General features: G+C 59.3%; 36 protein-coding genes and 4 tRNA genes. 26 read left to right on the top strand and 14 right to left on the bottom strand.

The window, feature by feature from the left end; genetic code table 11:
* Positions 1-8: 8 nt before the first annotated feature.
* From K0P33_RS21450 to K0P33_RS21400, 11 genes are all read left to right on the top strand, one after another.
* The gene (locus tag K0P33_RS21450) at positions 9-641 is read left to right on the top strand and encodes a phosphoribosylanthranilate isomerase (RefSeq protein ID WP_242151250.1); all 633 of its coding nucleotides are present in this window, start codon (positions 9-11) and stop codon (positions 639-641) included.
* A 245-nt stretch (positions 642-886) separates the two neighbouring features.
* Entirely contained in the window at positions 887-1807 is a 921-nt protein-coding gene (gene accD, locus K0P33_RS21445; protein ID WP_094953099.1) for an acetyl-CoA carboxylase, carboxyltransferase subunit beta, read from the top strand.
* Positions 1804-3111, top strand: a complete 1308-nt coding sequence (gene folC, locus K0P33_RS21440) for a bifunctional tetrahydrofolate synthase/dihydrofolate synthase (protein ID WP_242151248.1) — start codon at positions 1804-1806, stop codon at positions 3109-3111. The genes accD and folC overlap by 4 nt, the downstream gene beginning before the upstream one ends.
* On the top strand, positions 3095-3760 hold the full coding sequence (locus tag K0P33_RS21435) for an SPOR domain-containing protein (protein ID WP_094953097.1): 666 nt from the start codon (positions 3095-3097) through the stop codon (positions 3758-3760). Before folC ends, K0P33_RS21435 begins: the two co-directional genes overlap by 17 nt.
* A gap of 258 nt (positions 3761-4018) precedes the next feature.
* Positions 4019-4576 carry a CvpA family protein gene (locus K0P33_RS21430; protein ID WP_003192538.1) on the top strand — a complete coding sequence of 186 codons (558 nt, stop codon included), beginning with the start codon at positions 4019-4021 and terminating at the stop codon, positions 4574-4576.
* Between the two features lie 41 nt (positions 4577-4617).
* Positions 4618-6123 carry an amidophosphoribosyltransferase gene (gene purF, locus K0P33_RS21425; RefSeq protein WP_094953096.1) on the top strand — a complete coding sequence of 502 codons (1506 nt, stop codon included), beginning with the start codon at positions 4618-4620 and terminating at the stop codon, positions 6121-6123.
* 65 nt (positions 6124-6188) lie between these two features.
* Entirely contained in the window at positions 6189-7400 is a 1212-nt protein-coding gene (locus K0P33_RS21420) for an O-succinylhomoserine sulfhydrylase (protein ID WP_010566994.1), read from the top strand.
* An 11-nt stretch (positions 7401-7411) separates the two neighbouring features.
* Entirely contained in the window at positions 7412-8176 is a 765-nt protein-coding gene (locus K0P33_RS21415) for an SDR family oxidoreductase (RefSeq protein ID WP_242151246.1), read from the top strand.
* Positions 8177-8283: 107 nt separating this feature from the next.
* Positions 8284-8359: transfer RNA gene (locus K0P33_RS21410), tRNA-Val, on the top strand.
* A 54-nt stretch (positions 8360-8413) separates the two neighbouring features.
* Positions 8414-8490, top strand: a tRNA-Asp gene (locus tag K0P33_RS21405).
* Between the two features lie 104 nt (positions 8491-8594).
* Positions 8595-8671: transfer RNA gene (locus K0P33_RS21400), tRNA-Asp, on the top strand.
* Positions 8672-8867: 196 nt separating this feature from the next.
* Here K0P33_RS21400 and K0P33_RS21395 read toward each other — a convergent pair.
* Positions 8868-10151, bottom strand: a complete 1284-nt coding sequence (locus tag K0P33_RS21395; protein WP_094953093.1) for an FAD-binding oxidoreductase — start codon at positions 10149-10151, stop codon at positions 8868-8870.
* Between the two features lie 184 nt (positions 10152-10335).
* Here K0P33_RS21395 and K0P33_RS21390 point away from each other — a divergent pair.
* A tRNA-Val gene (locus K0P33_RS21390) sits at positions 10336-10412 on the top strand.
* Between the two features lie 108 nt (positions 10413-10520).
* Here K0P33_RS21390 and K0P33_RS21385 read toward each other — a convergent pair.
* The 13 genes from K0P33_RS21385 to K0P33_RS21325 all read right to left on the bottom strand — a co-directional run bounded on the left by K0P33_RS21385 (position 10521) and on the right by K0P33_RS21325 (position 17541).
* On the bottom strand, positions 10521-11657 hold the full coding sequence (locus K0P33_RS21385; RefSeq protein WP_242151244.1) for a tyrosine-type recombinase/integrase: 1137 nt from the start codon (positions 11655-11657) through the stop codon (positions 10521-10523).
* A complete protein-coding gene (locus K0P33_RS21380) occupies positions 11657-11845 on the bottom strand; it encodes a hypothetical protein (RefSeq protein WP_242151242.1) in 189 nt (62 codons plus the stop codon). Before K0P33_RS21380 ends, K0P33_RS21385 begins: the two co-directional genes overlap by 1 nt.
* A gap of 47 nt (positions 11846-11892) precedes the next feature.
* A complete protein-coding gene (locus K0P33_RS21375) occupies positions 11893-12609 on the bottom strand; it encodes a hypothetical protein (RefSeq protein ID WP_242151239.1) in 717 nt (238 codons plus the stop codon).
* Positions 12602-12769, bottom strand: coding sequence for a hypothetical protein (locus tag K0P33_RS21370; RefSeq protein WP_242151237.1), 168 nt, complete (start codon positions 12767-12769; stop codon positions 12602-12604). Before K0P33_RS21370 ends, K0P33_RS21375 begins: the two co-directional genes overlap by 8 nt.
* Positions 12766-13047: a hypothetical protein gene (locus tag K0P33_RS21365; RefSeq protein WP_242151233.1), complete on the bottom strand. Its 282-nt coding sequence runs from the start codon at positions 13045-13047 to the stop codon at positions 12766-12768. The genes K0P33_RS21370 and K0P33_RS21365 overlap by 4 nt, the downstream gene beginning before the upstream one ends.
* Positions 13044-13778: a metallophosphoesterase gene (locus K0P33_RS21360; RefSeq protein ID WP_242151230.1), complete on the bottom strand. Its 735-nt coding sequence runs from the start codon at positions 13776-13778 to the stop codon at positions 13044-13046. The genes K0P33_RS21365 and K0P33_RS21360 overlap by 4 nt, the downstream gene beginning before the upstream one ends.
* Entirely contained in the window at positions 13775-14509 is a 735-nt protein-coding gene (locus tag K0P33_RS21355; RefSeq protein WP_242151227.1) for a hypothetical protein, read from the bottom strand. The genes K0P33_RS21360 and K0P33_RS21355 overlap by 4 nt, the downstream gene beginning before the upstream one ends.
* On the bottom strand, positions 14506-14937 hold the full coding sequence (locus K0P33_RS21350; RefSeq protein ID WP_242151224.1) for a hypothetical protein: 432 nt from the start codon (positions 14935-14937) through the stop codon (positions 14506-14508). The genes K0P33_RS21355 and K0P33_RS21350 overlap by 4 nt, the downstream gene beginning before the upstream one ends.
* A gap of 83 nt (positions 14938-15020) precedes the next feature.
* On the bottom strand, positions 15021-15536 hold the full coding sequence (locus K0P33_RS21345; RefSeq protein ID WP_242151221.1) for a Rha family transcriptional regulator: 516 nt from the start codon (positions 15534-15536) through the stop codon (positions 15021-15023).
* A gap of 26 nt (positions 15537-15562) precedes the next feature.
* Positions 15563-15838: a hypothetical protein gene (locus K0P33_RS21340; protein WP_242151218.1), complete on the bottom strand. Its 276-nt coding sequence runs from the start codon at positions 15836-15838 to the stop codon at positions 15563-15565.
* Positions 15835-16206, bottom strand: a complete 372-nt coding sequence (locus K0P33_RS21335; protein ID WP_242151215.1) for a hypothetical protein — start codon at positions 16204-16206, stop codon at positions 15835-15837. Before K0P33_RS21335 ends, K0P33_RS21340 begins: the two co-directional genes overlap by 4 nt.
* Positions 16207-16293: 87 nt before the next feature.
* Entirely contained in the window at positions 16294-16602 is a 309-nt protein-coding gene (locus tag K0P33_RS21330; RefSeq protein ID WP_242151213.1) for a LuxR C-terminal-related transcriptional regulator, read from the bottom strand.
* Positions 16603-16761: 159 nt separating this feature from the next.
* Entirely contained in the window at positions 16762-17541 is a 780-nt protein-coding gene (locus K0P33_RS21325; RefSeq protein ID WP_242151211.1) for a helix-turn-helix transcriptional regulator, read from the bottom strand.
* Between the two features lie 86 nt (positions 17542-17627).
* On the opposite strand from K0P33_RS21325, the gene K0P33_RS31445 reads away from it, so the two are divergent.
* From K0P33_RS31445 to K0P33_RS21255, 14 genes are all read left to right on the top strand, one after another.
* Positions 17628-17921, top strand: a complete 294-nt coding sequence (locus tag K0P33_RS31445; protein ID WP_347341818.1) for a Cro/CI family transcriptional regulator — start codon at positions 17628-17630, stop codon at positions 17919-17921.
* A 378-nt stretch (positions 17922-18299) separates the two neighbouring features.
* On the top strand, positions 18300-18632 hold the full coding sequence (locus K0P33_RS21315; RefSeq protein ID WP_242151208.1) for a hypothetical protein: 333 nt from the start codon (positions 18300-18302) through the stop codon (positions 18630-18632).
* On the top strand, positions 18629-18925 hold the full coding sequence (locus K0P33_RS21310; protein ID WP_242151206.1) for a hypothetical protein: 297 nt from the start codon (positions 18629-18631) through the stop codon (positions 18923-18925). The genes K0P33_RS21315 and K0P33_RS21310 overlap by 4 nt, the downstream gene beginning before the upstream one ends.
* Positions 18922-19167 (top strand): hypothetical protein, encoded by a 246-nt coding sequence (locus K0P33_RS21305; RefSeq protein ID WP_242151203.1) that lies wholly within the window; start codon positions 18922-18924, stop codon positions 19165-19167. The genes K0P33_RS21310 and K0P33_RS21305 overlap by 4 nt, the downstream gene beginning before the upstream one ends.
* Complete coding sequence (locus K0P33_RS21300; RefSeq protein ID WP_242151200.1) at positions 19164-19949, top strand: hypothetical protein; 786 nt, start codon at positions 19164-19166, stop codon at positions 19947-19949. The genes K0P33_RS21305 and K0P33_RS21300 overlap by 4 nt, the downstream gene beginning before the upstream one ends.
* Positions 19946-20539: a hypothetical protein gene (locus K0P33_RS21295; protein ID WP_242151197.1), complete on the top strand. Its 594-nt coding sequence runs from the start codon at positions 19946-19948 to the stop codon at positions 20537-20539. Before K0P33_RS21300 ends, K0P33_RS21295 begins: the two co-directional genes overlap by 4 nt.
* Complete coding sequence (locus K0P33_RS21290; RefSeq protein WP_242151194.1) at positions 20536-20763, top strand: hypothetical protein; 228 nt, start codon at positions 20536-20538, stop codon at positions 20761-20763. The genes K0P33_RS21295 and K0P33_RS21290 overlap by 4 nt, the downstream gene beginning before the upstream one ends.
* Positions 20760-21182 (top strand): GIY-YIG nuclease family protein, encoded by a 423-nt coding sequence (locus K0P33_RS21285; protein ID WP_242151191.1) that lies wholly within the window; start codon positions 20760-20762, stop codon positions 21180-21182. The genes K0P33_RS21290 and K0P33_RS21285 overlap by 4 nt, the downstream gene beginning before the upstream one ends.
* Positions 21179-21970: a helix-turn-helix domain-containing protein gene (locus K0P33_RS21280; protein WP_242151188.1), complete on the top strand. Its 792-nt coding sequence runs from the start codon at positions 21179-21181 to the stop codon at positions 21968-21970. The genes K0P33_RS21285 and K0P33_RS21280 overlap by 4 nt, the downstream gene beginning before the upstream one ends.
* Positions 21957-22778: an ATP-binding protein gene (locus tag K0P33_RS21275; RefSeq protein ID WP_242151185.1), complete on the top strand. Its 822-nt coding sequence runs from the start codon at positions 21957-21959 to the stop codon at positions 22776-22778. Before K0P33_RS21280 ends, K0P33_RS21275 begins: the two co-directional genes overlap by 14 nt.
* Complete coding sequence (locus tag K0P33_RS21270) at positions 22775-24211, top strand: DnaB-like helicase C-terminal domain-containing protein (RefSeq protein ID WP_242151182.1); 1437 nt, start codon at positions 22775-22777, stop codon at positions 24209-24211. The genes K0P33_RS21275 and K0P33_RS21270 overlap by 4 nt, the downstream gene beginning before the upstream one ends.
* A complete protein-coding gene (locus K0P33_RS21265) occupies positions 24198-24761 on the top strand; it encodes a hypothetical protein (protein ID WP_242151179.1) in 564 nt (187 codons plus the stop codon). The genes K0P33_RS21270 and K0P33_RS21265 overlap by 14 nt, the downstream gene beginning before the upstream one ends.
* The gene (locus K0P33_RS21260) at positions 24758-25057 is read left to right on the top strand and encodes a hypothetical protein (protein WP_242151177.1); all 300 of its coding nucleotides are present in this window, start codon (positions 24758-24760) and stop codon (positions 25055-25057) included. Before K0P33_RS21265 ends, K0P33_RS21260 begins: the two co-directional genes overlap by 4 nt.
* Complete coding sequence (locus K0P33_RS21255) at positions 25057-25602, top strand: hypothetical protein (RefSeq protein WP_242151174.1); 546 nt, start codon at positions 25057-25059, stop codon at positions 25600-25602. Before K0P33_RS21260 ends, K0P33_RS21255 begins: the two co-directional genes overlap by 1 nt.
* Positions 25603-25661 lie beyond the last annotated feature (59 nt).

Raw genomic sequence — 25661 nt, 5'->3', positions numbered from 1 at the left:
TCTACGATATGGCAGCCGTTCGCAGCAAGATTTGCGGGATTACTCGCATAGAAGACGCGCTGGCGGCTGTCGAGGCGGGGGCGGACGCCATTGGTTTGGTGTTTTATGCCAAGAGCCCGCGGGCTGTGAACGTGTTGCAGGCGCGGGCGATCATCGCCGCGCTGCCGCCGTTCGTGACCACCGTGGGCTTGTTCGTCAACGCCAGCCGTTGCGAACTCAACGAAACCCTGGATGCCGTGCAGCTCGACATGCTGCAGTTTCACGGCGACGAAAGCCCTGACGAATGTGAAAGCTACCAGCGCCCGTATATTAAGGCGTTGCGCGTCAAGTCCGGGGATGACATCGCTGCCGCATGTGCTGCCTATACTGGCGCTCGCGCAATCTTGTTGGACACTTATGTCGAAGGTGTGCCCGGTGGTACGGGTGAGGCGTTTGACTGGTCGTTGATACCCGAGGGCCTGAGCAAGCCGATCATCCTGGCCGGTGGGCTCAACCCCGCGAATGTCGGGGCGGCCATTGAGCGGGTCCGGCCGTATGCCGTGGATGTCAGCGGTGGGGTAGAGCAGGGCAAAGGCATCAAGGATCGCCACAAGATTCGCGCGTTCATGCACGCCGTGCGCAACAGCAGTGGCGCGATGTGACGGCTGGCAGTCTGCCGCCGTCCATAACTACCACTGTGTAAAACAGCACCGGCGCCGCCTGCGGGAGGCCCGGAAATGAAGTGGCAACCCTGCGCTGGCAGGTTGTCTGGAAGGCTGAGGGTACAGGCAGGAAATGGCCGGTCGAGCGTCTGACCCCGTCCAGTCTGTGTCATCGCCACATATGAATTTAGCTCAAGGGCATACGCGGGGCTGTGTTCAAGCCACCGGTACTGGAGAAAGAAAGCATGAGCAACTGGTTAGTAGACAAACTGATCCCTTCGATCATGCGTTCCGAGGTGAAGAAAAGCTCGGTTCCTGAAGGTCTGTGGCATAAGTGCCCCTCCTGCGACGCGGTGCTGTACCGCCCGGAGCTGGAAAAGACTCTGGATGTTTGCCCCAAGTGCAACCACCACATGCGTATCGGCGCCCGCGCCCGCATCGACATCTTCCTCGACGCCGATGGCCGTGCCGAGTTGGGTGCTGAGCTGGAGCCGGTTGACCGTCTCAAGTTCCGCGACGGCAAGAAGTACAAGGACCGCCTGACCGCTGCGCAGAAGCAGACCGGTGAGAAAGACGCGCTGATTTCTGTCAGCGGCAAGTTGCTGGGCATGCCGGTGGTGGTTTCCGCATTTGAATTCTCCTTTATGGGCGGCTCCATGGGTGCCATCGTTGGTGAGCGTTTCGTACGTGCCGCCAATTACGCCCTGGAAAACCGTTGCCCGATGATCTGCTTCGCCGCCTCCGGTGGCGCGCGTATGCAGGAAGCGCTGATCTCCCTGATGCAAATGGCCAAGACCTCCGCGGTGCTGGCGCGTCTGCGTGAAGAAGGCATCCCGTTCATCTCCGTGCTGACCGACCCGGTCTACGGTGGTGTTTCCGCCAGCCTGGCGATGCTGGGTGATGTGATCGTCGGCGAACCTAAAGCCCTGATCGGCTTTGCCGGCCCGCGCGTGATCGAGCAGACCGTTCGCGAAAAACTGCCCGAAGGTTTCCAGCGCAGCGAGTTCCTGCTGGAGCACGGCGCCATCGACATGATCATCGCTCGTGGCGAGCTGCGTCCACGCCTGGGTAACCTGCTGGCGCAAATGATGGGCCTGCCGACACCTGTGTACGTCGCGCCTAAAATCGAACCGATTGTTGTGCCGCCGGTGCCTGCAAACCTATGACCCAACGTACCCTGGGCGAATGGCTCGCCTACCTTGAGCAGTTGCATCCGTCAGCCATCGACATGGGCCTGGAGCGCTCGCAACAGGTAGCGGCCCGCCTTGGGTTGGGCCGGCCGGCGCCGCGTGTGATCACGGTGACCGGCACCAACGGCAAAGGCTCTACCTGCGCCTTTGTCGCTGCGCTGCTGCAAGCCCAAGGGCTGAAAGTCGGCATCTACAATTCCCCGCACCTGCTGCGTTATAACGAGCGGGTGCAGCTCAATGGCGTCGAAGCCACTGACGAGCAGCTCTGCGAAGCCTTTGCCGCACTGGATGCCGGGCGGGGTGAGATTTCCCTGACTTACTTCGAAATGGGCACCCTGGCGGCGTTCTGGCTGTTCGAGCGTGCGCAATTGGACGTGGTCGTCCTGGAAGTCGGCTTGGGTGGGCGGCTGGACACGGTCAACGTGGTGGATGCCGACCTGGCGCTGGTCACCAGCATTGGTGTTGACCATGCCGACTACCTGGGCAATACCCGTGAGTCGGTGGCCTTTGAAAAGGCCGGGATCTTGCGCCAGGGCAAGCCTGCGCTGTGTGGTGACCTGGACCCGCCGCAGCCCTTGCTCGACAAGGTGCGCGAGCTGGGTTGCCCGTTTTACTTGCGCGGCCGCGAATTCAATCTCGAGATCGGCGCTCAGCATTGGCGATGGCGTGGGCATGACGCGCGTGGCCAAGTGGTCGAATTACGCGATCTGCCGCTGCTGAACCTACCGATGGAAAACGCCGCGCTCGCGCTGCAAGCCTACCTGCTGCTGGATCTGCCTTGGCATGCCGAGCAGATTGCTGCCACATTGCTGGCAACCCGTGTAGTTGGGCGACTGGATCGTCGCACCTTCGAGTGGGAAGGCAAGCGCCTGAACCTGTTGCTGGATGTGGGGCATAACCCCCACGCCGCTGAGTACTTGGCGCAACGCCTGTCACGCACGCCGCCGGTCGGTCGTCGCCTGGCGGTGTTCGGGTTGTTGGTGGATAAAGACTTGGGCGGCGTAGTTGCGCCGTTGTTGGGCAATGTCCAGGCTTGGGCGGTCGCGCCGCTGGATACGCCGCGCAGTCGCCCGGCTGCTGAGTTGGAAGTGGCTTTGCAGAACCTTGGTGCGTCGGTGGCGTCGTATGCAAGCGTCACCGCTGCGCTTGAAGCGCAGTGCGCGGTGGCCACGGCCGAGGACGAGATTCTGTTGTTCGGATCATTTTATTGTGTTGCCGAGGCGCTAGAGTGGTTGGCCCGGCGCTCCACGGAGGAAGCTGCACATGGCATTACTGGATAGCGCGTACAAGCAGCGAATGGTTGGAGCCCTGGTGTTGGTGGCATTGGCGGTGATTTTCCTGCCGATGCTGTTTTCCCGCCAGGACGAACAGCGCCAGGTAGTGGTTGAGGCTCCGGCTACGCCCCAGGCACCGACGGTGCCTCAGGTTCAGGTTGAGCCGGTGGTGGTGCCCGATCCGCAAGCATTGCCTGAAGAGCCTGTGCCGAGCGATGAGGAGGTGGCTGCGCAGCAGGCGCCGACCATGCCGGTGCAGCCGAGTGTTCCGGTGGTCAAGCCGGCGCCTGCCCCAGCCGCCCCCGTCGTCGCTGCCAAGCCGGCCGCGCCAGCCCCTGCGCCCAAACCGGTGGCGCCGCAACCTGCCGCGCCGGGTAAGCCGGATGTGGGCCAAAGCCGCATCGACCCGAATGGCTTGCCGATCAGTTGGTCGATCCAGCTCGCCAGCCTGGCCAATCGTGATAGCGCCGAAGCCTTGCAGAAAAAACTGCGTACTCAGGGCTACAACGCCTATATCCGCAGTGCTGATGGCAAAAACCGGGTGTTTATCGGGCCGTTGATCGAGCGTGCCGAGGCGGACCGCCTGCGGGACTTGCTGGGTCGCCAGCAGAATCTGAATGGTTTTGTGGTGCGTTTCCAGCCTGAGCGCGGCTGAATAACTGCCAGCTTCTGATTGGAATGCAGGCCGAATGTGGGAGTTGGCTTGCCTGCGATAGCGGTGGCTCAGTCAACAGCGATGTTGGGTGCGCCTGCCTCGTCGCAGGCAAGCCAGCTCCCACATTGTTTTTTGGTGGTCTTGAAAGCGCGTTCGCTCTACACAACCCATTGATTTGCAAAGCACCCGCAATCACAGCTTACCGATAGCCCGGCGCTCTGCTAAAATGCGCCGCCTTATCCGTACGTAGGCTGCACTGTGCCATTTACCTGGGTTGATTGGGCGATCGTTGCAATCGTCGCCATCTCCGCATTGATCAGTCTAAGCCGCGGCTTCGTAAAAGAAGCACTGTCGTTGCTGACCTGGATCATCGCAGGAGTCGTAGCCTGGATGTTCGGTGGTTCACTGTCGGTTTACCTGGCCGGTTACATCGAGACACCTTCGGCTCGCGTCATCGCGGGCTGCGCCATCATGTTCATCGCCACGCTGCTGGTGGGGGCAATGGTCAATTATCTTATTGGCGAGTTGATACGTGTCACCGGCCTCTCAGGGACCGATCGATTTCTCGGCATGGCCTTCGGCGCCGCGCGTGGCGCATTGCTGGTGGTTGTGGCGGTTGGGCTGTTGAGCCTGGGGCCGGTACAGCAGGATTCGTGGTGGCAGGAGTCGGTACTCGTGCCAAAATTTCTATTGGTTGCAGATTGGTCCAAGAACCTCATTTTGGGGTGGAGCAGTCAGTGGCTGGCCAGCGGAATCAGCGTACCCGCTGATCTTCCGTTCAAGGAACACCTCTTACCGGCCAAAACGCCTCAGTAAGCTGTGTTCAGTCAAGATTCATTAAGTAGGGGTTGCGTCGCATGTGTGGCATCGTCGGTATCGTCGGTAAGTCGAACGTCAATCAGGCGCTGTATGACGCGCTAACCGTCCTCCAGCACCGCGGCCAGGACGCTGCCGGTATTGTGACCAGCCACGACGGCCGGTTATTCCTGCGCAAGGACAATGGTCTGGTGCGTGACGTGTTCCATCAGCGTCACATGCAGCGCCTCGTCGGGCACATGGGCATTGGCCATGTGCGTTACCCGACTGCTGGTAGCTCGACCTCGGCCGAAGCTCAACCGTTTTACGTCAACTCGCCTTACGGCATTACCCTGGCGCACAACGGTAACCTGACCAACGTTGAACAGCTGGCCAAGGAGATTTACGAATCTGACCTGCGCCACGTCAACACCAGCTCCGACTCGGAAGTGCTGCTCAACGTGTTCGCCCACGAGCTGGCCCAGCGCGGCAAGCTGCAGCCGACCGAAGAAGACGTGTTCGCTGCCGTGACTGACGTGCACAACCGTTGCGTCGGTGGTTACGCGGTTGTGGCCATGGTCACCGGTTACGGCATCGTCGGTTTCCGCGATCCGCACGGCATCCGCCCGATCGTGTTCGGCCAGCGTCACACCGACGAAGGCGTCGAATACATGATCGCCTCCGAAAGCGTGTCCCTCGACGTGCTGGGCTTCACCCTGATCCGCGACCTCGCGCCGGGCGAAGCGGTCTACATCACCGAAGACGGCAAGTTGCACACTCGTCAATGCGCTGTGGCACCAAAACTAACCCCGTGCATCTTCGAACACGTCTACCTGGCGCGTCCGGATTCGATCATCGACGGCGTTTCGGTGTACAAGGCGCGCCTGCGCATGGGCGAGAAGCTGGCCGAGAAGATCCTGCGCGAGCGTCCTGAGCACGATATCGACGTGGTGATCCCGATCCCGGACACCAGCCGTACCGCTGCGTTGGAACTGGCCAACCACTTGGGCGTCAAGTTCCGCGAAGGCTTCGTCAAGAACCGCTACATCGGCCGCACCTTTATCATGCCCGGCCAGGCTGCGCGCAAGAAGTCGGTACGCCAGAAGCTCAACGCCATCGAACTGGAATTCCGCGGCAAGAACGTGATGCTGGTGGACGATTCCATCGTACGCGGCACCACCTGCAAGCAGATCATCCAGATGGCCCGCGAAGCCGGCGCCAAGAACGTGTACTTCTGTTCTGCTGCACCTGCCGTGCGCTACCCGAACGTGTACGGTATCGACATGCCGAGCGCCCACGAACTGATCGCCCATAACCGTTCGACCCAGGACGTGGCTGACCTGATTGGCGCCGACTGGCTGATCTATCAGGACCTGTCGGACCTGATCGAAGCGGTCGGTGGTGGCAAGATCAAGATCGAGCAGTTCGACTGCGCCGTGTTCGATGGCAAGTACGTGACCGGTGATGTCGATGAGGCTTACCTGAACAAGATCGAGCAGGCGCGTAACGACTCGTCGAAGATCAAGACCCAGGCGGTCAGCGCGATTATCGATCTGTACAACAACTGAGTAAACACCGGCCCTGAGGGGCCGGTTTTGTATCTTAAATAAAGAATTGAGTAAGGAGTCGCAGCATGAGTCAGGAATGGGATGCCGGTCGCTTGGACAGCGACCTCGATGGCGTAGCTTTCGATACCCTGGCTGTGCGCGCTGGCCAGCACCGCACCCCGGAAGGTGAGCACGGTGACCCGATGTTCTTCACCTCCAGCTACGTGTTCCGCACCGCCGCCGACGCCGCCGCGCGTTTTGCCGGTGAAGTGCCGGGTAACGTGTATTCGCGCTACACCAACCCGACCGTGCGTGCGTTCGAGGAGCGTATCGCGGCTCTGGAGGGCGCTGAGCAGGCGGTGGCCACGGCGACCGGCATGGCTGCCATCCTGGCTGTGGTGATGAGCCTGTGCAGCGCTGGCGACCATGTGCTGGTGTCGCGCAGCGTGTTCGGTTCGACCATCAGCCTGTTCGAGAAGTACTTCAAGCGTTTTGGCATCGAAGTGGATTACGTGCCCCTGGCGGACCTGTCCGGTTGGGATGCGGCGATCAAGGCCAACACTAAATTGCTGTTTGTCGAGTCGCCGTCCAACCCGTTGGCCGAGCTGGTGGATATCGCCGCATTGTCCGAAGTGGCGCACGCCAAGGGCGCGATGCTGGTGGTCGACAACTGCTTCTGCACGCCTGCGTTGCAGCAGCCGTTGAAGCTGGGTGCGGACATTGTTGTGCACTCGGCCACCAAGTTCATCGATGGCCAGGGCCGTTGCATGGGCGGTGTAGTTGCTGGCCGCAGTGAGCAGATGAAAGAAGTGGTGGGCTTCTTGCGCACCGCCGGCCCGACTTTGAGCCCGTTCAATGCCTGGATCTTCCTCAAAGGCCTGGAAACCCTCAGCCTGCGCATGAAGGCCCATTGCGCCAATGCCCAGGCCCTGGCCGAGTGGCTGGAGCAGCAGGACGGTATCGAGAAGGTCCACTACGCAGGCCTCAAGAGCCACCCGCAACACGAATTGGCCCAGCGCCAGCAGCGTGGTTTCGGCGCCGTGGTCAGCTTCGAAGTGAAGGGTGGCAAAGAGGGCGCCTGGCGCTTTATCGATGCGACACGCTTGATCTCCATCACCGCCAACCTGGGTGATAGCAAGACCACCATTACGCACCCAAGCACCACCTCCCATGGTCGCCTGGCCCCGCAAGAGCGCGAGGCAGCCGGCATTCGTGACAGCCTGATCCGCATCGCGGTGGGCCTGGAAGATGTGGCTGACTTGCAGGCTGATCTGGCCCGCGGGCTGGCTGCCTTGTGATCGAGTGGTCCATGGAAGCTGCAGCGGCTGGTAACGGCCGTGTCGCACTGGTGACGGGCGCGGCGCGGGGCATTGGCCTGGGCATTGCCGCGTGGTTGATCAGCGAAGGCTGGCAGGTGGTGTTGACCGACCTGGACCGCGAGCGCGGCTCCAAGGTGTCCAAGGTGCTAGGTGACAACGCCTGGTTTATCACCATGGACGTGGCCGACGAAAAACAAGTCGCCCAGGGCGTTGCCGAAGTGTTGGGGCAGTTTGGGCGCCTCGACGCGCTGGTGTGCAACGCGGCGGTAGCCGACCCGCGCAATATCACCCTGGAAAGCCTCGACCTGGCGTATTGGAACCGCGTACTGGCGGTGAACCTCAGTGGGCCGATGCTGCTGGCCAAGCACTGCGCGCCGTACCTGCGTGCCCACGGCGGTGCCATCGTCAACCTGGCGTCGACCCGGGCGCGTCAGTCGGAGCCCGACACCGAGGCCTATGCAGCGAGCAAGGGCGGCCTGCTGGCCTTGACGCACGCGTTGGCCATGAGTCTGGGGCCCGAGGTGCGTGTCAACGCTGTGAGCCCTGGCTGGATCGATGCGCGTGATCCGGCGGCGCGGCGTGCCGAGCCTTTGACCGATGCCGACCATGCCCAGCATCCCGCGGGCAGGGTGGGCACGGTTGAGGACGTGGCGGCGATGGTGGCGTGGTTGCTGTCGCGCCAGGCGGGGTTTGTCACCGGGCAAGAGTTCGTGGTGGACGGCGGCATGAGCAAGAAGATGATTTACACCGAGTAGGGCGGGTAGCCGCCTTGAAGCTATTTTGTCTTTTTCAGAAAAACTTCAAGCAGGCTATTGACTTAGGTCTGCTACCTGCGTAAATTTCGCGGCCTCAACGAAGCAAAGGGTGATTAGCTCAGCTGGGAGAGCATCTGCCTTACAAGCAGAGGGTCGGCGGTTCGATCCCGTCATCACCCACCACTTCTTGAGAGTTTTGCCTTAGGGTAAGACGCAACGTTAAGGTTGCACCGACGCGCAGCGGTAGTTCAGTCGGTTAGAATACCGGCCTGTCACGCCGGGGGTCGCGGGTTCGAGTCCCGTCCGCTGCGCCATATTTCCAGGTTCGACATGTCGAGCTTGAGATTGAACAGCCAAGGCTGATCGATCAGATGTTTAAAGACCGTTGAGGGTTTACGCTCAACTGGTCAAGCGATACGCAGCGGTAGTTCAGTCGGTTAGAATACCGGCCTGTCACGCCGGGGGTCGCGGGTTCGAGTCCCGTCCGCTGCGCCATATCTGCATCAAGGCCCACTGAACGCCTTGAAGCACAAAGAAAGCCACTGGCTGACTTTGATCCGATAGCAAAGACCCTGGTCGAGAGACCGGGGTTTTTTGTGTCTGCGATTTGATAATGAGAACTGTGGGAGTCGGCTTGCCGGCGATGGCGTCTTCAAGATCGCCATCGCCGGCAAGCCGACTCCTACAGGTTTTAAAATCCTAATTTATCCCGCAAACCGTAATACCACGCGCCTAGCGCTGCGAACGGCGTGCGCAACAGTTGCCCACCTGGGAACGGGTAGTGCGGCAGGTCGGCAAACGCATCAAAACGCTCTGCCTGGCCTCTCAGCGCTTCCGCCAGTACCTTGCCTGCCAAGTGCGTGTACGTCACGCCATGGCCGCTGCAGCCCTGTGAGTAATAGATGTTGTCGCCCAGTCGACCGACCTGCGGCAGGCGCGACAGGGTTAGCAGGAAATTACCGGTCCAGGCGTAATCGATTTTCACATCCTTGAGCTGCGGGAAGGCCTTGAGCATCTTCGGGCGGATGATCGCTTCGATATTGGCCGGGTCACGCGCGCCATACACCACGCCGCCGCCAAAGATCAGGCGCTTGTCGCTGGTGAGGCGATAGTAGTCGAGCAGGTAGTTGCAGTCTTCGACGCAATAATCCTGCGGCAGCAACGTCTTGGCCAGCTCATCGCCCAGCGGTGCTGTGGTGATGACCTGGGTGCCACAAGGCATAGATTTGGCCGCCAGCTCCGGTACCAGGTTGCCCAGGTAGGCGTTGCCCGCGACGATGATGAACTTGGCCCTGACTTTGCCTTCGGCGGTGTGCACCACCGGGTTGGCGCCGCGCTCGATGCGTATGGCGGCCGATTGCTCGTAGATCGTGCCGCCCAGGGACTCCACAGCCGCCGCTTCACCCAGTGCCAGGTTGAGCGGATGAATGTGCCCGCCACTCATGTCCAGCAGGCCGCCGACATAGTTGTCACACGCTACAACTTCACGAATACGGCGTTCATCCAGCAACTCAAGCTGCGTATGGCCGTAGCGTTCCCACAGGCGCTGCTGCGACTCCAGATGGCCCATGTGCTTGCTGTTGAGGGCGGCGAACACGCCGCCGTCCTTCAAGTCGCACTGGATCTGATACTTGGCCACACGCTCACGAATGATTTTGCTGCCCTCAAACGCCATTTGCCCTAGCAACTGTGCCTGCTTTGGGCCAACGCTGCGTTCGATCACATCAATGTCACGGCTGTAGCTGTTGACGATTTGCCCACCGTTACGGCCCGACGCGCCAAACCCCACCTTGGCGGCTTCCAGCACCGTGACGCGAAAACCGTTCTCCAGCAGAAACAGCGCGCTGGAAAGACCGGTGTAGCCGGCACCGATCACGCACACATCGGTTTCGACTTCACCTTGCAGTACCGGGCGCGGTGGAACCGCATTCGCGGACGCGGCGTAATACGACTGGGGGTAGGGGGTGTTCGCCATCCTGGAACCTCTGTTTTATATTTTTTACGAGTGCCCAGATCCTACCTGAGTTGAAAATTGCCTGCCAGCCACCCGAAAACGACGGGCGTACCCCCGGCAAATAAATAATTCGCATATTCATAGGGTTAGCTGCAAAAAAGATGTTGACACCCCTCCACAATTCCGTAGAATGCCGCCTCACAGCAGGCACGTAGCTCAGTTGGTTAGAGCACCACCTTGACATGGTGGGGGTCGTTGGTTCGAGTCCAATCGCGCCTACCAAACAAAATCCGCTCTGCTGGGCGGTCTAGAGGGGTCATCGGAAACGGTGACCCCTTTTTGCTTTCTACGATTTGCAAAACTTTTGCAAAACTTTTGCAAAACCCCCACTCAAAACGCCAACTCGGCGCTCACTTCCACGTACTCGATCTGCTTCGCGTCGTGGCCATCTTGATAGTGCCTGGTCATCTTCTCGTCGGCGTGCCCCATGAGTGCCTGGATGTACATCTGTGGGAACTCCTGCTGCTCATAAAGCCATGCGCCCAAAGCGCGAATCTCGTGAAAAGTGGGGCGCTCACCAGTCGGCACGTTGTCGTAGGCGTGAGCCGCGTCACGGGCTTTACTGAACTCCTTGGTCAAGTAGTCAGGTGTGACAGAGGTCCAGTGGTCTTTGGCGTCGATCTGTTCGCGCCGGCGGGCCTTGGGCTTGTAGTGGATCAGGTACGGCGAGACGATTGGGGATCGCAGGCAATCACCAACAACATCGCGCAACGCAGCACCCATATTGATTTTCAGGTGCACTGGGTTTTCGTAACCCTGGGTTTTCCCTGGCGACACGGTGAGCGTGTTCTTCTCCATGTCGGCCGCTGACTTCAACCAGGTCACGATATCTTCCCGGCGCTGAAGGCTGGTCAAGGCCAGGCGGATTGCACGCTTGAGCCAGGGCGGCGTGGTCGCGGCGTTGACGATGGTGCTAAGCCCGTCCACGGTATGCCGCTGGCGCTTCTTCTCTGCCTCCTTCTTGACCAGGGTCAGATCGGCGTTGTTGCGCTCGGCCAGGCCCTTGGCTACCGCAAAGGCGAAGATCTGCACCCACAGCCCGCGGTGCTTCGTGTAAGCGTTGTTGCTGAAGTTGTCCAGGTACTCGGCCATAGCCAGCACGTCCAGTTGCCCGATAAGCCGGTCACCCAGATCCTGCCGGTATCGCTCGAGCTTGAACTTGATTTCCTCCAGGGTGCGCGCGGCATACGAACGATCAGGCAGCCACTCATCCCTGAAGCGCTTTATCAGGTTGCTCACTGTCGGCAGGCGGTCACCGGTCAGCATGGTGAGCAGTGCGCCGTCATCGACTATCAGGGCAGTCAGCTTAGCGTTAGCAGCCCTGGCCAGCTTCACAGCCTCATCCAGTGGCCGGTTGATGCTGGTCATCACGCCCGTGATCGGATTGCGATAGCGCCAGTACTTGCCGTTCGGGTAAAGGTTAGGTGGCAGCTTTCGATTCTTGAGCGTGCGGGGGCGTGCGGCCATTAGCCGATCTCCAGCATCTGGGCCAGCAGCGGATCAGTCGAGCCCATCACCACCGCCTGAAGGTCCACGAAATACATCCCGCCCTTGATCTCTCCGATCACCTCGCCATCCTCAATCCATTTTTTCAATTGCTGCACGCTCGGTTTTCCGCCGGCGTAGCGAAGCTTCCGATACTCGCTGACCTCCATCAGCCGAGGCAGCTTGGCAGTTATTTGCGCAATTACCCTGGACATATCTAACCCCCTTCGTGTCGCGACACGTTTTCGTTGTGCGTGTCTTGTGTCGCGTCACTTTCCTTAATCATCACTGCGTCGATATGAGCATCAAGTGATGCGATGCCAAACAGGCCAGCGAATACCGGCTCAATCCGCCGATACCGCGCCGCGTCCGCTTGATCCCTCCGCCATTCATCGCGCAGCGCCTGAGCCGCTGCGAACAGGGTTCCGTTCTCAGCCTTGAGCTTTTCGCGCTCGGCAACCACCGTCTTTACACGGGATGGTAGGTCGGCGAATCCGTGGCGCTTCAATGGCGCCTCGGGGCCGCGAACTTCGATTGCAGTGTTGCGGAGCAGATCGGAGAGGCGATCACAAAGGTCACCTGCTTCCTGCTCGTCAGCTGTCAGCTTCTCGATCTGATCACGCTGTGCGCGCAAAGCCGCGTCCGGTACCAGGGTGTGCCCCGGCAGGTCGCCGCCCAAGAACGCCAGCAAGGTCTGCGCCTCGCCGTGGTACATGTGGCGCTCGGCCTGGTTCTCGTCCAGGTCGTGCTCGCCATCGACAAATCGTTTGAGTAGCCCGGCCAGCGCCTGGCGCTCGACCAGCAAATCCTTGCCGCTAGACGTTAGCCGGCGGATCTGTGCAACCATCAGATGAACGTCGCCCATTCCTGGCGCTACGCCCTGCTCAGCATCCTTTTGAATCGCTTCAAGATCGCTATCTGCCAGGTTAATCATGATGGGCACCCCGCTGAAAGTGGTCAGCCAGCACCCGGCGCGCGTCAATGCCGCATGATGCCGACATTGCGTAGATCTGGCCAAATGTGGTTTCCCGGCGCTGCAGGGCGTTGAACAGCTCGATCAGACGCTGACCCTTGGTTCCGTTGCGGCGGGTCATAGCTGGAACCCCTTTTGCTGCGGGAGCGGGGTGGCGGTCAATTGTTCGTTTTGGCACATGGAAGCGGCCAGAGAAGCCCGTGCCGATTGGCTTTCGTCGGTGGTGCTGCTGGTGGGCTTCTGTAGGAGCGAACTGTCCGGCAGGCAACTGATGCCGGTGCCGGGGATGATCCAGCAGGTGACGCCGCGCATGCTGTCGTGCTGAACGTCGATGAGCTGCTCGCCGGCGGTGGCCTGGCCAACTACCAGCAGCAGGATTATGGTGATGATGGTTTTCACGGGCGCTCCTCCCAGTCCCAGTGCAGTTTCGGATTGACCGGCGGATAGCATTGGAGCGTGTGCAGATCGATCAGCGTGAAGTGGCCACCCATCCAGGCGCCGGTGTCGATGTGGTAGACGTTGCCGAGGATGGCCGGCTGGCGCACCGGGGTGTGGCCGACGATGACCGCCCGCACCCCACTGACGCCTTCATGGTTCTCGTCCGTGATGCGGCTTCGGGACCACTGGCAAACTGCGTCGACGTTTAGCAGGCCGGGCATCTGACCTGTCAGCGCGTCACGGAGCATCGACCATATGGGGAAGGGGCAGTCGGCGTGCAGGATTCCGACCAGGCCTTCGGGCGTCTCGACCTCGATCGCCACTGGCAGGTCCGCCAGCAGGGCGACGTAACACCCGCGCTCAACAGATGGCAGGCCCAGCATCCAGGCACCGCCGTTGGCTGCGTGGAGATTGCCAGCACGCCCGTCTGGGTCGAAGTGGTAGGCGTCATAGACCATTGCCTCATGGTTGCCCTGTACGGCGAAGAACCACGGCTTGGCCAGCCAGGTATCCACATCGGCAGATTCCGGCCCACGGTCAACCAGATCGCCCACGCTGAACAGCCGGTCGACGGCAGGGTTGAATCCGACTGCATCCAGAGCGGCCTGGAGCTTGGTGAAGTACCCGTGCACGTCCCCGACGGCGAAGTCACGCCCGGCGGTGTTGGCCTCGAATCGCTTGAACTTGTTCATGGTCGAGCCTCCCCGGCGATCATCGCCAACTGGGCCAGCAGGTCATCGGTGCGCCCGTAGAAGCGGCCGGTGTCCTCATTGATGAAGTGGCCCAGTACCTCAGCCACGGCCGGGCTGGCGGTCAATCCGCCCAGGTCGCAAACTGCTACGTTCGTAGCAATATCGGTCGATGGCTCATGCACAAAGGCGTCAACCTTGATCTGCATAACCTTCACCGGGCGAATGCCGTTGCAACCGCTGACCCAGTTGGTATCCGGCACCGCCCACGGGTACATGCCCATCAGCCAGGCCGTTGCGGCGTTCTCTTTCTGGGTGCTTGACCAGTACTGATGGGCGCAACGGAACGCCTGAGGCGCACCCTCACACATGCGATGGTTCCAGTCAGAGAGCTGGAGCAGGTTGCCGCGCATCACGTTCAACTCTTCGATGCTCGGGATATGCCAGCCCCAGGTGCCACGGATGTTCATGCCCAGCACCTTGGTGGCGATGGTGCTGCCCTCTGCGCTCATGGCCAGAGTGTTTGCCATGCCATCGAAGCGGTGAGTGGCTCCACGGATGCGTGGGCGCGGGCCTTCGTGATCCCACCAATGGGCGGAGGTTTCGAAGTCTTGGCCGGCGTCGATCAGCGCGTACTCGGCGCCGTCGAAGTAAATCCGTCCAGCGTAGAAACCGCCGGCGAACGGCTGGCCGATTGCGGGAAGGGCGGCGGGGGATGTCTGGCGGCGCTTCATGGGTGCAATTCCTCGAGGCGGGCCAGGCGAAGGGCGTTGTCGATCTCCATGTCCAGGTCGTGGCCGAAGTAGACGGTTTCGTCTCGGACGACACAGAGGTCTGTATCAACGTCAGTGATTCGATCTCGGTCACGCAGCCACTGGTACCGGCGGGCATCGACGATCATGTGTACGTGCGAGTCTATGTTGAACGGCTCGACGGATTGTCGCGAGGTAGGTGGGGTACCGATCACGCTCAAGGCTAAGCATGCTGTAGCGATCATCCATACGGACACGCCGAAAAATCCGGATACCACTTCAAACTCGGACGAGCTACCGATTAAGCCCGGCGCAAAATGGATAAGCCAAATGGCAGAGGCAAAGATATAGGACAGCATCACGATTAGAAGTAGGAAAATCCGCGCAGGTGTAACTCGCATAGACTTCATTTGCTTTCTCCAGGCAAGCCGAGGGCGTGCCGATAACTTGGCAATCAATAAAGTTTGAGGTGTTGCTTAGGTGTTGCTTGAACTTAGTGAAGTTGGAGTGAGCCTTGGCCGCTCTGTTCGAGAGCCATCATTTCACCCTCGATGATTGGCTTCTTGATCTGCCAGCGGCGCATGGTCTTGCCTGCGAAACTTGCCAGGCTCATTTCCTGTTTGTACTCCAGGCTTATATAGTTTCGGCGCTGCTCGTAGGACAGTGAGCGGAATGTCAGTTCATCCGTCATCCAGTTGAAGGCCTCAATGAACGCCTCTTTCCACGTACCAGCTTTCTTTCCGGTAAAACCCATTACCAAAAACATGAAGCCGTCTTTAGTCATGGTGAACATACGCTGAGCTTTGTTCTGCTCATTGATGTAAGAGGACTCCACAAAATTGCGGAGTCGAAATCCTTCAGAGCATTTGAGGTTGTCGATTGAGCGAAGAACGGTATCGTGCCGCTTGCCGAATTTCTCGGCGACCTTTAACGAATCGGTGGTCGGCTTCCCGTCGTGGGATTGCACCAACTGGCGATAGTCGTCTTCGGTCAAAATCAAATCGGTCATGTTTGCGCCTCCGACTGTGGACGTGATTAAAGGTAACCGTCTGCCGTGCGGGCCTTGACGATCTGGTTAACTTGATCGGGCGTGAACACCAGCGCCGACTGGAAGCCACTGGATGCAGTGCGTGCCCGCTTCGGCTCAAAGCCCAGGCGCATCACATAGCGCCGCGCCGCACTGCGATCCATTTTGATCTTGTCAGCCAGCTCTTTGAGCGTGGTCAGCTTCGGCGTTGAGCTTTCAACGTGAACGCTTGGCGCGGCCTGCTCGCTCGCTTCGGATTCAATCGCGATGGTTACGCTGATCATGGTTGCTGCCTGCTGCACGTAAGTCCGAGGCGGTTTTTCTTATGCTGTATAGCGTTGATGCTTCTACTCAAAGCTATTGCTATATCTCTATCGGCTACTGATGAATTGCACAGAACTCTCAATAGATTGATATCTTCAACACTCCATGACTTCCGCGACTTTTTCGCCTTAGCCCTGGTTTCTTGTCTCGCCGCAATAACAAATGGGCATGTAGATGTTCCCGATTCCTGAATGCGAATAGTCCTGCGTCGACGATCGGCAGCTTTGGCACCATTGAGTTTCCAGCGAGCCTGTGCAGCTTTGCCTTTATCGCTCTGATTCCAGGCTCTGATTTTCTCTGGTGTTCGTGAACTATTTGTTTTTTTCATTTCTGCCTCCGCGCCCGATCACGCAAATCCAAATCAAGTGACGCTTCGCACCGGACAACCACCTCGCCGAAGTGGCTCGCCGCTGCTTTAAGCGACGAACACGCCGGTGTTTTGGTTTTGGTCTTCGTGGCCTTGAGGTGAGGGGCTGGCTGCGCTTGCGAAGCTGATTAGGCCGCGACGAAAGGCTTCGCAAATTAACGCCGCCCGGTTACTAACACGTAGCTTGTAGAAAACACGCTCGATAGATTTTTTGGCGGTGCCGGGGGCGCAACCAATGACTCGGGCGATTTCCTTATTGGCCATGCCTGCGCAGACGGCGAGAGCGGCACGCAGCTCTTGTTCGGCAAGTACGCCGGTTGTGCCTTGGAGCCTGCCAAAATTGATAACCGTGCCCATCTTTTTTATCCACCATGTGCGTTGCTGATGGATAAAAATATAAGTAAATTTATAGAAGTGGGCAAGCAGTATTTTGATTTTTTTTGGTGCGTCTTCGATTTTCGTTAAATGACAGGCGAAAAAAAGCCCGGCGAACCGGGCTCCTATGGCGTGCTTCAGCTAGTAAAAAGATGCGCCCCAGAAGACGCGACCCATGACACGGATGCTGGCGTCTTCCATCTCGCGAACCGTGTATGTCTCGTCTGGATGTTCATAAGCGTTATAGCTTTTCATGCGGACGCCGCCGCCAGGCAGTCGGTAAAGCGCTTTTACCCTGATCTGACCGCCGTGATCTATCACGTACATGCGACCGTCAACCACTTGAGTCTCAAGCAAATGAGCAACCACAGTACCGCCATCCTGCAGTACTGGAATCATCGAGTTCCCAGAGATAGCTACAGCTACGACATTCTGAGGTAAAACCTCCTGTTTACTCAGTATCTCGTCATTGAGATCAAGGTGAAGTTTGACACTGACTTCGACAACCGTCTTCGACGGGTCGTGCGGGTCTTCAAGCTCAACAAGGTAGGGTATTTCCTCTGTAAGGAGCGTACCGGCCGAGGCAAGCCTACTAGCGCTCCTCACCTCTTCGAGCCTCTCGCGCAGCGCATTATTCAGCGCAGCATCATCTTCATGCTCTCCGCGCAGCATTTCTTGAAGCACACCACTTAAAGACGCTGAAAAATCTTCTGGGGAGTGCATTTCGCCTTCACCAGATGCCAACCAAGTGCTGTTAACTCCGCACGCCTGAGCTATCTGGATGAGATATGAGGATCTCAGCGTTTTTCCGGATTCTAGTTGACTAATCGCTGTCTGAGCGATGCCAACCGACTCAGCTAGGCCGGACTGGGTTAGCCCTGCTTTTTTCCGGGCAAGCTTAATTCTTTCGGATAGGTTCATCCGCTGATCCTATAAAGATACTTATGGGGTTGCAAAGAAGTTTGCTTCTGTGCAGTCTATAAAAAGACTTATCAGAGGCCTCCGTCATGGCTGAAAAAATCACTGCACTAATAAATTTCTTCGGTAGTCAGTCGAAGACCGGCGAAGCTCTGGGCGTCTCCCAGGCTACGGTTTCCTACTGGCTGTCAGGCTCACAAAAGGTAAGCCCCGAAAAGGCATTGCTTGCCGAAACCATCACCGATGGCGCCATCAAAGCCTCTTCCCTCTGTGACCTTATCGCTCAGGTCGAAGCTCGCCACAAGGTAGGTGAATCATCCCCTGAATTTCCGATCACCGCACCTGGGCCTGATGGCTCTGTATGCGCATCCAGTGCTTGCTAGGTAGGTACTGTGTGGATGAACAGCCTAATTAACGGACTTACTCGAACGGTCGGCCAAGATGATGCTGTGTATATCACTGATAAGGGATCCAATGCGGCGACGAGTAAGTGCGGTGAGTTCAGTGGATTCCAATTCCACAATTCCGCAACCTCAGCAACAGGCCATCGCCAGGGCCTGTTCAGCGACTTCCAATGGTTGGCTTTTGCCTGCCCAATGAAAAGGAATACGGCATGAGTCAGCACGCCCCATCCCAGTTTTTGTTGTCCGGCTAAATCGCAGGCAACAAAAAGGCCAGCTGTCGAGGCTGGCCTTCGTAAAACCATCGCTTGTGTCGAGCAAGCAACTTTAAAAACTTCTTCGTCTGTGGAGGACGAATCAATGCACCCAAAAAATAGCAACAATCAACCGGTAGCGCAAGACACCCTCACAACTGAGGTTGATTTTTGCAATACACCGATCAGCAACACCGGCACCCAAATGCTCCAAGTCGTTGCCGGCCTTGACTCCCGCGATGCGATCCAAAAGGCGCGCAGCCTCGCTTCTGGTCTCGGTCAGATCTGCCGGCACATGCACGACGGGCTGAACTACGGCGAGATGGTTTATTGCGACGGCATGGAAACCTTGGAGTTTGTCGCCGACAGCATCAGCGCACTTCTCTGGTCCGTCCAGAAAGGCCTTCCCTCCGAGATTGCAGAGAGGGAGCAAGCATGAATATCCCGGCGAATGAAATTAAGGAGCTGGCTGACGAAGCGGAGTTCCAGGTGCTGGCGACTATTGATATTTGCAACTGGGTTGCAGCCATCGCTCGCGCCATCGCTCGCGACGTTGAGACCGGCGGCGCTGATGTCCCGGTGCTGACGGATCTGGCGAAGCACTTCGACGATACAGGCGCCGGCAGTCTCAGCGCTGCGTTCGAACAATTCCGGCAGATTTCCATCCTGCATTCCGCGCCACAAAACAGCGAAACCGAAAACGTGGCGCGGGATTCGGAGGTGAAGCCATGACCAATCCTGCGAACTACAAAGCTGTTGCGAAGAGCATTGAAGAGACCTTGCTCGCTATCGGCCTGCTCTCCGACGTGCTGCTCAATAACGGCGGTTACAAGGGTGAGCCTGGCGATGTGGATAACCCAGCCCAGATCGGTGATCTGAACGAAAGCGGCATCCAGTCGGCAATCAAGCTTCTTGCAGAGTTTGCACATCGTGACTTCTGCCGCATGGCCACTGATATGGGGATTCCAGAATGACCATCGCCAAATTCCAAGGCGGCGATGCCGTCACCATGACCAGCATCGAACTGGTCGACTTCATCAACAGCCACCGCAAGCAGCAGTCTGAGCAGGCCGGCCTGGCGGTAGCCTTTACCGCCCTTCGCCATGATCACTTTATGGAGAAGGTGCCGAAGGTTCTCGGGCATGAGGGTCTCCCGAAATTTCGGGACACCCACCATAACGCTCAGAACGGCCAGGGCTACCCATGCTACCGCTTCCCCAAGCGCGAATCGTGCCTGATGGCTATGTCCTACAGCTACGACCTGCAGGCGGCGGTGTTCGACCACATGACTGATCTGGAGCAGAAGCTGGCCCGCCCGATGACCCAGGCCGAGATCACCGCAGCCAACGCGAACCACCTGGTGGCCGTAGAGCGTCAGCAGCGGGAGCAGCAGGTGGCGCTGGAGCGGATCGAGCGCCGCGTCGAGGACTTGAGCCAGACCGCCGTCTGGGATCACTGCCCGCAGAACTGCCAGTCGCTGACCCGCATCAAGGAAACCATGCTGGCGCGCCACGGGCTTTCCGGCGCCGTTGTCGACTACGTGCTGAAGGCTTGGCCGAACCAGCCGAACCCCGCCGGCATGGTCCGCAACGGCCATGAGGAAGCGCTGGGCTCTCAGTACCTGGTCTGGTCCAAGAGCCACGTCACGGCTGCCTTCCACCGGTTTGTTTCCGAATCCACCATGGTCACCGCCACCCAGGCGACCCACCCATATTTTGAGGGCCGGTTCCGCTTGGTCCAGAAGGTCCAGCCATGAGCAAAGTATTGAGTTTTCCACCGAGGGTGATGCCCGTGGAGCATATCGACGAGGCCCTCTTCGAAAAAAACAATGACGCCGCGCTGTTGTTGAAATGCTTCGAGGTCGTCAAGGACACGCTTGAGGTCATTAGCGAGCCCGAGTACACCATCGAGCAACAGGATGACACGCACATTGATCTGATCCGTGCGTTCTATGCGTTGAAGGTGCTGTTCCGGCGGAGGACGGGCCACGATGCAGACCAGGTTGCCAAAGACCATTTTGACGCAATGAGTCGCCACTTGCTGGGGGGCGAGCCGCGCCCAGAAAACAAAATCCCCGTCGTCGTGTACCCGGCGGAGTGCCTGCCTGACGAAGCGTTCGAAGGCCTGACCGTCCAGCAATTGGCTTGCGCGGCTTTCAACTACAGCGACCGCGTTCGGCGTCTGCTCAACGAGCACTCTCCGACCGGCCTGGCGCTTGACGAGGCCAGGACCTTCTCCATTGATTCCGCCACCGCGCTCCGCCTACTGGTATTGCGGCTGTCTGGCGGCTCACTGGAATCCATGGCCGAGCAGATCAGCCGCAAGCCAGGGGAGACTCTGCAATGACCACCACCAACCCTCTTGCCCCCCCCCAGAAACCCGCCACAGCCGAAGTGATCGCCGGCCCATGGCCTTGCTATTCCGGCTGCCGCCATCTGCCCGAGCGCGAACGCTGGGAGGTATACGGCCTTGCCAAGGCTGGCCGTGCAGCGCTGGAAGACAGGGGCATCGTCATGGATGAGGCCTACGACGACTTCATCACCCGGGTAACGCGGGAGTTGGGCCTATGAGCGACTGGGGATTCGTGTACATCCTTGGTAATCAGGCCATGCCCGGCATCTACAAGGTCGGCACTACCAAGTTTTCACCACATCGTCGGGCCGAGGAGCTTTCTCGCGGTACCGGGGTTCCTCATGAGTACGAGGTCTTCTATTACGCCGAACATTCCAATGCTGCAGCCTGGGAAAAAGCGGTTCATCTACAGCTTGCCGATCGACGCGTCTCTGAGCAGCGCGAGTTCTTCAAGGGGCCGCTCATCGACATCATCAAGGCTGTTGAGGGTGACGGTGAGCATTGCTCGGACTGGGATTCGGACGAGGCAAAAGAAGCTCGTTGGCCTGGGCGGATGTCGCAGAGCGATCCATTGTGGTTCGAGCGCCACCTGCATTCACCTGGCTATCTTGAACGCCTGCGGAGGGATCGCGCATGAGTATCCAGTCTATGGTTTGGGCCCTTGAGCAGCAGGAAATCAAAGATTCCACTTGCCGCCATGTCTTGCTGTGCCTGGCCAACTACGCAGGTAGCGACGGGCGCGGGGCTTTCCCTTCGGCGCTGACCCTTGCTACCGACACCGGCCTATCCGAGCGCACTGTGCGCTACAAGCTGGACGCCCTTGAGGCTGCCGGCCTGATCAAGCGCGGTAATCAGTCGATCGCGGCCGCTTACATCGACCGTCACGACCGTCGCCCTGTGGTGTATGACCTCATCGAAAAACGGGGTGCACCAGATGCACCCCGCTCCGAACGGGGTGCAGATGAAGACGCAACGGGGTGCAGCTCACAACAGAACGGGGTGCAGATGAAGACAGAACGGGGTGCAGCAGCTGCACCCAATACGTCATCTACCCGTCATCTATCCGTTAATAAACCAAAAGAAGGCGCAGACAAGTCTGCTGGTGCCCGAGGGAAGGTTGGGAAGTTCGATCCATTGACTGCCAAGCCGGCCAACGCATCTGAACAAGCCTGGGCTGACTTCTGCGAAATGCGGAAAGCCAAGCGTGCGCCGCTGACCCTTCGAGCATGTGAATTGATCGCCAAGAAGCTGGCCAACCATCCAGAGCCCGATGCGGTGCTGGATAAGTCAACCACCAGCAGCTGGTCGGACATCTACCCAGACTCGGTACTTCCTGGAGCAGGCGCCAAGGCCGGCAATCACCAAAGCGCCGTCCTCAGCGTGCCAACCCACACCCAGGAGATGTACCCCAATGACCGTTTCTAAATTCATCCTGGCGCCAGAACTGGCTGAAACCCGTGCGAAGTCGTGCGGTACTCCAGGGCATAACGCGTTCAAGCAGTCGCTGGTTGAGCAGTTCGACGGATCGTGGAAGCTGAGCACTTGCCCGGCATGCCGCTGGCAGGCGCTGTACAACACGCCAAAGGATCAGGAGGCGCACCTGCAGGCCGTGCTGGAGGTCGCTGCCGAGCGGCTGAATGAAGGCCTGATCGCTACCGGCATCACGCCGCGTTTTCGCAAGTGCACCCTGGGCAGCTACGTCACCGGCGACGACAAGGCCAAGCAGCGTGCACTAAGCATCTGCCGCAAGTACGCCGATAAGTTCGACGAGCATCGTGACGCCGGCCGCGCGCTGATGCTGATGGGCGAGATCGGCACCGGCAAGACGCATCTTGCCTGCGCAATCCTGCAGTGCATCGTCCGCCACGACGGCAGCACAGGCCTGATCGTCACCGCCGAGTCGATCACCCAGGCGGTGACCGATAGCTTCCGCAATAACTCTGGGCCGTCCAAGACGGACCTGATCAACGAGCTGGCGTCTGTCGACCTGCTGGTGATCGATGAGGTGGGTATGCACACCGCGAAGCCCGGGAAGGACTTCACGCCCAGCCTGCTTCACGAAGTGATCGACCGCCGTTACCAGTTGATCAAGCCCACCATCCTGATCAGCAATCAGAAACCGGAGGATCTGCACACCTTCATCGGCCCGCGGGCTGCTGATCGCCTCCGCGAAAATGAGGGCCTGCTGGCGCCGTTCACCTGGAAGTCGGCGCGGTCGGGAGGTTTGGCATGATGGATTACCCTGAAATTGATGAGTCTCCATCGTCCTACCAGCAGGTTCCCGACTCGGCGCTCTACAGCCATGAGGCGGAATACGCGCTCATCGGCAGCATGATCCAGCAGACAGATCTGATCGATGAGGCAGGGGGGAAGCTGTCCGTTGCGGATTTTCACCACCCTGCATGCGCCGAGTTGTTCGAAGTGGTGCTAGGACTACGCTCCAGAGGTCGCGCAGTGGACGTTGTGACCATATGCGAAGCTCGCCCCTACCTTGCCGATCGTCAGAGCTCTGTGGCGGTTGTAGGGATTCTGGTGCAGAACACACCGAGCACCGCGAACTTTGACGAATACGCCCGGGTCGTCAAGCAGCGCTCTGTGGCACGCCGGGTTATCGCCGCCGCGAGAATCATGAGTCAGCGCTTGATTGACGGTGAGGCGCTTGACGAAGTGATGAGTCAGGGCCAGCAGGCTTGGGTATCACTTGAGGCGGAGGGTCTCGACTCGCGCCGCCGTTACCGATTCATCAAGGACATCCTTCCCGAAGCCATCGATGGCGTTGACCGCCGTTTCAATCGGACGGCAAGCCTTGGGTTCGATACAGGGCTGCCGTCGCTTGATGAGTTCATCCCAGGTATCTGCCCTGGCCACGTCGTGGTGGTGGCGGGAACGCCCGGTAGCGGCAAGACCACCCTAGGCCTGGGCATCGCCGAGCGTGTCGCCCTAGTCAAGAACGAGCCGGCGCTGGTGTTCTCGCTGGAAATGACGGACGTCGAGCTGACGAACCGCTCGCTGGCCTCGGTCGGCAGTGTCCAGCTCAAGCACATCAGCGAAGGCCACTCGATGACCGATGCTGATTGGCCTGGCCTTACCTCGGCGGTCAACAAGCTGATGGATGCCCCGCTGATCATGTGCGACGACTCTTCGCTGACCCTGCGGGATATTCGCCAGATCTGTCGGACAGTGAAGCGCGAGCACGGACTGGCGTTCGTCGCCCTGGATTACATCGGCCTGGTCAACGGCGAAACCAAAGCGGCAAGCCGGTACGAGACGGTCACCGAGATCAGCAAAGGCCTGAAGCGCCTGGCAAAGGAGTTGGGTGTGCCGATCGTGGTGCTGGCCCAGCTCAATCGCGGCCCGAGCAATCGCCCCAACAAGCGCCCGACCAAAAGCGACCTGCGCGACTCAGGGCAGATCGAGGCCGACGCCGACGTGGTGATCCTGGTGCATCGCGACGACGAATCCGACGCAGGCAAGGCCGGGGTTACTGAACTGATCGTCGACAAGAACCGGCACGGCCCGACCGGTTCGTGCCGCGTCCAGCACCAGGGTGCATACCACCGGTTTGTGGAGCTGATCGGCAACCCATATCCGTCAGAGGAGGAAGTCGAGATGGGGCGTCCGCTCGCCAGTCGCTTCAAGGGGAGGAAGAACGATGAGAAGTTTTAAGCTGATTGACCGCCTGCTGGGTCGGAAGCCAGAAGTCGAGAAGGCCTATGCAGAAGCGTTGCGTGGCCAGCCGTTCACGCTGGAGCCCGGCATAAAGATTATCGAAGCCCCTCAGTACCCCGAAGCCGAACGCATCGCCGCGTCGATCCGTGACTATCCCGAGGACTGGGCGTGGACGATTAAGGGTTACAAGCTGATTCACACCCCCAGCGGGTTCGTGCTGTGGGTGGCCAACCAGGACTACGGCCTGGCCGAGGTTTACAGCAACGGGGGAAAAGGCGACTTCTCCAAGCCCGAGCAGGCAATCATCTGGCCCGCGGTCGAGGCCTGGCTGGCGCGGCACAAGGTCGGGTTCACCGGGCGACTGCCGAAGCCCAAGATCAGCGGCGGTCACGGTTCGTTCGGTTGTTACGCTGATGGGCTGCCCTGGATGGGGCTCGGCGCATCGCCCAATGAGGCATATCGAGCATGGCGTCACGCGATATCGGCCCAGGCGCGCAATGACATGAAGCCAAACGAATATCTGCAAGTACGGAGTGCCACTCTATGAGTAACGTCACGGCGGCATTGCCGCGCAAGAGCCTGCTGGAACATGAGCGCAAGTTCCTGAAAATCGCCGGGGATGGCCTGGCCCAGGAGAAGGTCGGCGGCGCGCTGGCATTGGCCTGCCTTCTGGATATGGTCGCCAGCTGGCACGCCACCCGGGTCAATATCGAGTTTGGGGATTACTGCAAGCGCTGGGTTGCCGAGGGGAACGCCAAGAGCAAATCGGCTGACAAGCTGCTGCGCAATATCCTTGGCCTGGACGACAACCCACCACCACGTCGAATCCGGAGGGCTGCCTGATGAGCGTGTACCGTGATGCTGCACACTGCATCAGCCGGGTGATGTCGATCGAGATTCACGACGGCACGAAGAAGGCGTCTTGGCAGCGCAAGTACAAGGCGACCTTCGACGACGAGTTGCTGGGCGGTTCGATAAGCGATGACCTGTCGCCGGAGGAGCGCCTGACGCAGGATTCAATGACCAGGGCGACCCTCAAGCGAGCCTTGCCGGATATCCAGTGGCAGGCGCTGGCGGGCAAATACTCGATCAACCAGGATGAAGTGCGAGCTGCCGCTGCCTACCTCACGCCCAGGGTTGTCAGTCCGGCGCACCAGTTGTTCAAGACCAAGTGCGTGATGGCCTGGATGATCCCGGAGCGCCGCAACGGACTGCCTACATCGTTCTACGTGCTGCACAGTTGGGATGCTGACGGCACACCTGAGAGGACGCTACGCCGATGGAGATCGATCACCAAGGCGTGGCTGGATGATCAGGTGAGCTCCGCACACTTCGCGGTCGAGGCGTTGCTGGAGGAGCGTGGCTTGTTGCACCGCGAGGCTGCTTGACAGTGGCCGAGTGACCGCGTAGATTTCGAACCTGCGGTTTGGTGCATCACAGGATGACA

Source organism: Pseudomonas sp. ArH3a (genome assembly GCF_022648765.1).
GTDB lineage: Bacteria > Pseudomonadota > Gammaproteobacteria > Pseudomonadales > Pseudomonadaceae > Aquipseudomonas.
This window is presented reverse-complemented; position numbering and strand designations above follow the sequence as displayed.